Annotated in this window: 6 protein-coding genes; all 6 read right to left on the bottom strand. The window is 67.4% G+C overall.

The window, feature by feature from the left end:
* On the bottom strand, positions 1–460 hold a 460-nt coding region (locus ACE3TE_RS12885), incomplete at its 3' end, for a J domain-containing protein (protein WP_374605582.1).
* Positions 457–2,748 (bottom strand): GumC family protein, encoded by a 2,292-nt coding sequence (locus tag ACE3TE_RS12880; protein WP_374605580.1) that lies wholly within the window; start codon positions 2,746–2,748, stop codon positions 457–459. The genes ACE3TE_RS12880 and ACE3TE_RS12885, both read right to left, overlap by 4 nt.
* A gap of 27 nt (positions 2,749–2,775) precedes the next feature.
* Complete coding sequence (locus tag ACE3TE_RS12875) at positions 2,776–3,501, bottom strand: polysaccharide biosynthesis/export family protein (protein WP_374605578.1); 726 nt, start codon at positions 3,499–3,501, stop codon at positions 2,776–2,778.
* 30 nt (positions 3,502–3,531) lie between these two features.
* Complete coding sequence (locus tag ACE3TE_RS12870; RefSeq protein WP_374605576.1) at positions 3,532–4,329, bottom strand: tyrosine-protein phosphatase; 798 nt, start codon at positions 4,327–4,329, stop codon at positions 3,532–3,534.
* Positions 4,329–5,399, bottom strand: coding sequence for an MraY family glycosyltransferase (locus ACE3TE_RS12865; RefSeq protein WP_374605574.1), 1,071 nt, complete (start codon positions 5,397–5,399; stop codon positions 4,329–4,331). The genes ACE3TE_RS12870 and ACE3TE_RS12865 overlap by 1 nt, the downstream gene beginning before the upstream one ends.
* 205 nt (positions 5,400–5,604) lie before the next feature.
* A complete protein-coding gene (locus tag ACE3TE_RS12860; RefSeq protein ID WP_374605572.1) occupies positions 5,605–7,086 on the bottom strand; it encodes a mannose-1-phosphate guanylyltransferase/mannose-6-phosphate isomerase in 1,482 nt (493 codons plus the stop codon).
* Positions 7,087–7,191 lie beyond the last annotated feature (105 nt).

Raw genomic sequence — 7,191 nt, 5'->3', positions numbered from 1 at the left:
CTTCAGGCGCGAAGCTTCCGACGTCATCGCGGCGCGCGTCGTAGGCGCTGCGCCGGCTCGGGGTGCGCAGGTCCTGCCAGGCGCGGTTGACGCGGTCGGCGTAGAGGGCCTCCCACTCGTCGGGATTGCGGTCGGGGTGCAGCCAGCGGGCGAGCCAGCGGTAGTGTTCCTTGATGCGTGTGTCCGGGGCGTCGGGGTTGACGCCCAGTACGCGGTAGCTGTCGGTGCCGGGGGCGAACAGCAGCTGCTGCAGGTAGAAGGCGGCGGCTTCGGTGAGTTCTGCCGGTTCGGCCGCCGTCACTTCCCTGCCCTTCGCGATCGCGCTGCTGTCGCCGGCGGCGATGCGGACCACGTCCAGCACGTCGTCCGGCAGGCTGCGCTGGCGGGCGGCGGCCAGCAGGGCGGGCGCGCGCCAGAACGCCAGGGCCTGGTCCAGCGCGTGCCCCACCCCGTCCTTCATCGCCGGTGGGCCAGCTTCTTGGTGTCGGCCTGGGCGCCGTAGGAGTAGTAGTTGTAGGCGCCGTAACCGTAGGCACCGCCGGCGTGCTTGGCGCTGAACTTGGTCAGCAGCGCGCCGATCACGTGCGCACGCGCCGAATACAGGCGCTTGAGCGCATTGCGGGCCACGCCGATGCGGGTTTCCCCCGCCTCGACCACCAGCAGGGTGCCGTGCGCCAGGTTGGCCAGGATCGGCGCATCGGCCAGGCCCATCACCGGCGGGCCGTCGATGATCACCTGGTCGAACTTCTCGCTGGCGATCGACACCAGGCTCACCATCTTCGGTCCCATCAGCAGCTCGGCCGGGTTGGGCGGCAGCGGGCCGGTGGGCATGTACATCAGGCCCGGCGTGTCGGTGGCCTGGATGACTTCGGTGGCCTTGGAGGCACCGGCCAGGTAGTTGCTGAGCCCGATTTCGTTGGGCTTGCCCAGCACCCGATGCAGCGAGGGATTGCGCAGGTCGCCGTCGATGATCAGCACGCGCTTGCCCAGCTGGGCAAAGTTCTTCGCCAGCGTCAGCGCCGTCGTGGACTTGCCCTCGGCCGGCGTCGAGCTGGTCACCAGCAGGCAGCGCGGCACGCCGGTGTCCGTGGAGAACTGCAGCGCCGTGCGCACTGATCGGTAGGCTTCGGCGAACGCGGAGCGCGGGTCGTCCAGCGCCTTGGCCGGCGTCAGCGGCGCCTTCAGCAGCGGGATGACGCCTAGCACCGACATGCGCAGCTCCTTTTCGACGTCCTCTGGAGACTTCAGGGTGTCGTCAAGGAACTCGAAGAGTACCGCCAGCACGACACCCAGAATGAGGCCTAGGAGCAACCCAATTGCAAGGTTGAGCACAAGCTTCGGCTTGAACTTGTAGCCCCGTTGGGCTCGGTCGACGACCGCAATGTTGTTACTGGACACACCGCCGGCCACACCAATTTCTTTGTAGCGTTGCAGCAGTCCATCATAAAGCTCGCGATTGGTGTCAACCTCGCGTTTGAAGATGTTGTACTGGATCGAGCGGCTTTGCAGGTCCAGGACTTCCGTCTTCAGGCCAGTCATTTGCTCGCTGAGCAGGCGTTCCTGTTCCTGCGCGGCGAGGTATTCGGCCTGGATGGCTGATTTGATGTTGGCGACCTCGGCGGCGATCTGACGCTCGACCTCTTCGATGTGGCCCTTCAACTGCACCATGAGGGGATAGCCGGGCTTGTACAGCCGGAGCTTGTCCTGGTACTCGGCCTGCAGGGTCGCCAGGCGCTCCTGCAATGACTTGATGATCGAGTTTTCGCCGATCTCGCCCAGCAGCACCGTGCCCTTGCTGGCCTGCGCCTGGCGCCAGCGCGATTCGGCGCGGATGCGGTCACGGCTGACTTCGGCCAGTGCGGAATTCAGGCTGCCGAGGTTCTGTTCGCTCAGATTGGCACTGCCCTCGCCGCTGCTGACGATCTGCTCCTGCTGGGCGAACTCCACCAGCTGGCGCTCGGAGTCCTCGAGCTTGAGCTTCAGCTCTTCCAGGCGGTCTTCGAGGTAGGTCTTGGCGTATGACGAGGAATCAAACCGACGCTCCAAGTTGCTGGCGATGAAGGCCTCGGCAATGGCATTGGAGGCCCGCTCGCTGAAATCCGGGTCCGGGCTGTCGAAATGCACGCGAACCAAACGGGAATTGCGCACCGGCTCTACGGTCAGCCCATTCATAATGAAGCGCGCGGCCGCCGCGGCGCGCTGATTGGCCTCGTCATCCGTCAGGGCTTCGTCTTCATCGCCACTGCGGAACAGGTTGCCAAGCGCCTGCCACGGAGACGGCGGACTCAGCCGATCAAGCGCTTCGCCTTCCGCCAGGCCGAGTTGCGAAGCCACGCGTTCAGCCAAGGCCCGGCTCTGCAGCAGCTCGTACTGGGTCTGGTAGAAGTCCTTGTCGGCCGCGCCTTCCACAGGGCTGATGCCCTCCACATCCACCACCTTGATCGTGTCACGATCGATCTGCAGCGAGGTGGTCGCCCGGTAAATGGGCGTCATCAGCAGCGTGCCCACCAGTGCGACGGCCAGCACGATGCCGGCGGCGCCAAGCACCGTCCAACGCCGCTTCACCAGGACGCGCCAGTAGGCCAGCAGATCGATCTCGTCGCTGTCGGACGATTCGTTGCTGCGCACGTCCAGACTCAGCGCCTGCTGGCGCGCGGCCATCATCGCCTGCTGGCGATCGCCTGCGACATGGGTACTGGGCAGCTGGCCGTTCTCGCCGTTGTTACCGGATTCGTTGTTCTCGGACATTCCTGGGGGCTTCCTGGCCGGCGCGGATCAATACACGCGGAAAAGATTGAAGAAGGGCACCGCCTGCAAGACCTTCTGCAGACCGGTTTTGGCGCCGGACTGGTCGACCACGATGATGTCGTCGCCGTACACCTGCGGGTCGGCGGCGTCGCCGGAGCGGATCTGGTTCAGGCTGAACACGGCGGCCATGCGCTGGCCTTCCACGGTGCGGAATACCACCACGCCGTCGAGGTTGGCCAGCTCGGTTACGCCCTCGGCTTGGGCGATGGCCTGCAACAGGCTGGTCTTGCCGGTGATCGGATAGATGCCGGGCTTCTTGATGGCGCCTTCCAGCGTCACCCGCTGGCTGGTGAACTCGGTGACGAAGACGCTGACCTGCGGGTTTTGCAGGAAGCTCTCGTCCAGCTTGCCGGCGATTTCGGCCTCCAACTCCTGCACGGTCTTGCCGCCGGCCTGCACCATGCCCACCAGCGGCAAGGTGATCTGGCCGTTGCTGTTCACGCGAACCGTGCGGTTGAGCTCTTCGACCTGGAAGACACTGATTTCCAACAGGTCCTGGGCACCGACGCGGTATTCCGAGGCGCCGGTGTAGGCACCCGCAGCGCTGGTGCTGTCGGGAGCGCCCAGATCATTGGTGGCAGTGACGGCTTTCGCAGTACCGCTGCGCACCGAATTACTGGTCGAAGTCGCACAAGCCGCCAGCAGCGAAAGCAGCAGGGCGGCGAACACACTCCGGAGCACGAGGCTATTCATATTCAATCGGCTCTATCGGGGGGAGGGGGATTATGGGCTGCCGAACACCCGCTGCCAAAGCCCCGGCTTGCGGGACCCCGGCTTGGGCACGTCGGGCAGGGGCGGCACGGCGGCCGGCGGCAGGTCGTCCAGGATGGCCTGGGGGCGGGTGTCGACCAGGTGGCCGGCCTCCTCGGCGCCCAGGCGGCGGGCCGCGGCCTCGCGGCCTTCGGCCAGCAGCGGCGGGCGCTTGTCGCAGTGGTGGGAGTCGGTGGCCAGCAGGTGCACCAGGCCCTCGTCGAGCATGCGCTCGGACCAGTACTGCGGGCGCTTGCCGAAGCGGCCGGTCAGGCTGCCGGCGGTCAGCTGCATCCAGGCGCCCTGCTTCACCAGGTCGCCAAAGACGGCGTAGTGGTCCTCGATCCAGCTCAGGCGCTCGGGGTGGGTGATCACCGGCACGAAACCGGCTGCCATCAGCGTGAAGACGCTTTCGGCGAAGCGCGGCGGCGCCACGTGGTGCGGGGGTTCGAGCAGCAGGTAGCGGCTGCCGCAGATCGTCGGCACGCGGCCGCTGCGGATGCTGCCCACCAGGTCGGGCGCCAGGTGGGTGTCGGCGCCGACGCCCAGCTGCAGCGGAATCTTCGCCGCGGCCAGCTCGCGCCGGAACTCTTCCACGGCCTTCTCGATGCCGGCCCGGTCGTTTTCGTACAGGCCGGGGTAGATGTGCGGGGTGCAGGCGGTGAAATGGATGCCGTCGTCCACGGCCTGGCGGGCCATGGCCAGGGACACGTCGAGGGTGGTCGGGCCATCGTCGATGCCCGGCAGCATGTGGCAGTGCAGGTCGATCATCAGTTCTCGCGGGCCTCCCGGGCGGCCTGCAGCGCCGCTTCGGGGGCCGGGCCGCCGCCGCGCAGGCGGCGCAGGCGGGCCACGGCGACCTCGCGGTCGCGGGTGAACACGTACCAGCCGGCCACCAGGATCAGGAAGCAGCCCACCAGCACCGGCCGGTACACGCCCAGCTTGATGGCCAGCGCGGCGGCGATGCCCAGCGCCAGCGAGCCGCCGGCCATCAGCGCCACCACCAGGAAGGGCCGGTAGCCGGCGTCCAGCAGCAGGTGGTGCATGTGGTTGCGGTCGGCCTTGAAGGGCGAGGCGCCGCGGCGATGGCGGCGGACCATCAGCACCAGGCAGTCGATCAGCGGCAGGGCCAGGGTGAAGGGCCCCAGCACCGGCGACACCGGGTGGGCCGGGTTCTGGGTAAGCCGCAGCGCCGCCCAGGCGATGATGAAACCCAGCAGCATGCTGCCGCCGTTGCCCAGGAACACCCGGGCGCGCGGCTGCCAGGGCAGGCGCGTGTTCCAGACCAGGAAGCCGACCACCGCCGCCGCCAGCGACAGCAGGCGCACGGCCAGCTCGGTGTCGCCGGCGTACAGGGCAAAGCTGGTGAACAGCAGCAGCGACACCAGGGCCAGCGAGCCGGCCAGGCCGTCGACGCCGTCGGCCATGTTCAGGGCATTGATGATGCCGACCACGGCGACCACCGTCAGCGGCAGCGACAGCAGGCCGATATTGGCGGCCATGAAGCCGAAGATGTCCTGCAGGTTGTGGGCCTTCACGCCGGCCAGCCAGTACAGCATCAGGGCGGCGATGGCCTGGGCGCCGATGCGCAGGGTCCAGCGCAGGTCGTACTTGTCGTCCAGCTGGCCCACCGCGACCAGCATCGCGGCACCGGCCAGGAAGCCGGCCACGCGCAGGTTCCAACTGGGTTCGAACAGGAAAAAGCCCGCCACCACGGCGATCAGGATGACGGCCCCGCCGGTGACCGGGATCGGGCAGTCGTGCTGCTTGCGCCCGCCCGGGCAGTCGAGCAGGCCCCAGCGGCGGGCCAGGGGCAGGGTCAGCGGGATGAGCAGGGTCACCAGCGCCAGCGAAAACGCCGCCCGCGCCCAATGCCTGGGCTCAAGTTCTTGCCACAGTTGCAAATAATCCATATTGGAAGAAACGGACTGCGGAGCCGGACAGGACAGAGGCTGACAGGCTAACAGCCTGACGCGACAAGAAAAGCCTTTCGGGAAAATTTCTCGCCGGGCTGCCCGGCCGCGGTGTCGGGTTCAGTATCACTGTCTAGCGCCCGTACACGTCCTCGAAACGCACGATGTCGTCCTCGCCGAGGTAGCTGCCGGACTGAACCTCGATTAACTCCAGGGGTACCTTGCCGGGGTTTTCCAGCCGGTGCTTGCTGCCCAGGGGGATATAGGTGCTCTGGTTTTCGGCCAGCAGGAAGACCTTTTCGTCGCATGTAACCCGGGCCGAGCCGCTGACCACGATCCAGTGCTCGGCCCGGTGGTGGTGCATCTGCAGGCTCAGCGCAGCGCCGGGGTTCACCACGATGCGTTTGACCTGGAAACGCTCGCCGCTGTCGATGCCGTCGTAGCTGCCCCAGGGCCGGTAGACCTTGCGGTGGATGCTGGCCTGGGGGCGGCCCTCGGCCTTCAGGCGGGCGACGATGTCCTTGACCTGCTGCACCTGGTCGCGGGCGGCGACCAGCAGGGCGTCGTCGGTGTCGACCACGATCACGTCGTCCAGGCCCAGCAGGCTGACCAGCCGGCGCCCGCCCCAGGCCAGGGTATTGCGGCAGTCGATGGCGATGACGTCGCCGTGGTGGGCGTTGCCGTCCGGGTCCTGGTCGGCGATTTCCCACAGGGCTTTCCAGCTGCCGACGTCGTTCCAGCCGACGTCGATGGGCAGGACCGCCGCTTTGTCGGTTTTTTCCATCACGGCGTAGTCGATGGAGTCGGCCGGGCAGGCTTCGAAGGCGGCGCGGTCCAGGCGCAGGAAATCGACGTCGCGCTGGCCCCTTTCCAGGGCCTCGCGGGCGGCGGCGACCATGGCCGGGGCGTGTTTTTCCAGCTCGGCCAGGTAGGCCGAGGCCCGGAACAGGAACATGCCCGAGTTCCAGAAATAATCCCCGCTGGCGACGTAGGTTTCCGCGGTGGTTTTGTCGGGTTTTTCGACAAACCTTTCCACCCCGCTGACTGTAGGAGCGCCTTCAGGCGCGAATCTTTTCGCCTGGCTTTCAGCCAGGAAGGGATTCGCGCCTGAAGGCGCTCCTACAGGGTTCGCGGTGGCTTTTATGTAGCCGTAGCCGGTTTCGGGGCCCGTCGGGACGATGCCGAAGGTGACCAGGGCGCCCTCCCCCGCCGCGGCGCAGGCGGCCTGCACGGCGGCGCGGAAGCCGGCTTCGTCGGCGATCACGTGGTCCGAGGGCAGCACGAGCAGCAGCGGGTCGGCGCCGCCGGCGCGGGCCTGCAGGGCGGCCACCGCAATCGCCGGGGCGGTGTTGCGGCCCACCGGCTCGAGCACGATGGCGCTGGCCGTGGCGCCAACGCGGCGCAGCTGCTCGGCCACCATGAAACGGTGGTCCTCGTTGGCGACGACGATCGGCGCGGCGAGCCCGGCCAGCCCCTCGAGCCGCTGCCAGGTGGCCTGCAGCAGCGATTTTTCCCCCACCAGCGGCTGGAACTGCTTGGGATGGGTTTCGCGCGACAGCGGCCACAGGCGCGTGCCGGAGCCGCCGGAAAGCAGGACGGGGACGAGTTCGGTCATGGAATCGGGAGCGTGGAGTGCAGGCCGCCATCCTGCCATAACGCCCTGTAGGAGCGCCTTCAGGCGCGAATTTCTTCCTGGCCGAAGGCCAGGTCAAAAGATTCG

This window comes from Arenimonas sp. (assembly GCF_041919775.1).
GTDB lineage: Bacteria > Pseudomonadota > Gammaproteobacteria > Xanthomonadales > Xanthomonadaceae > Arenimonas.
The sequence above is the reverse complement of the archived record's forward strand: the minus strand, read 5'-3'. Positions and strand labels throughout refer to the sequence as shown.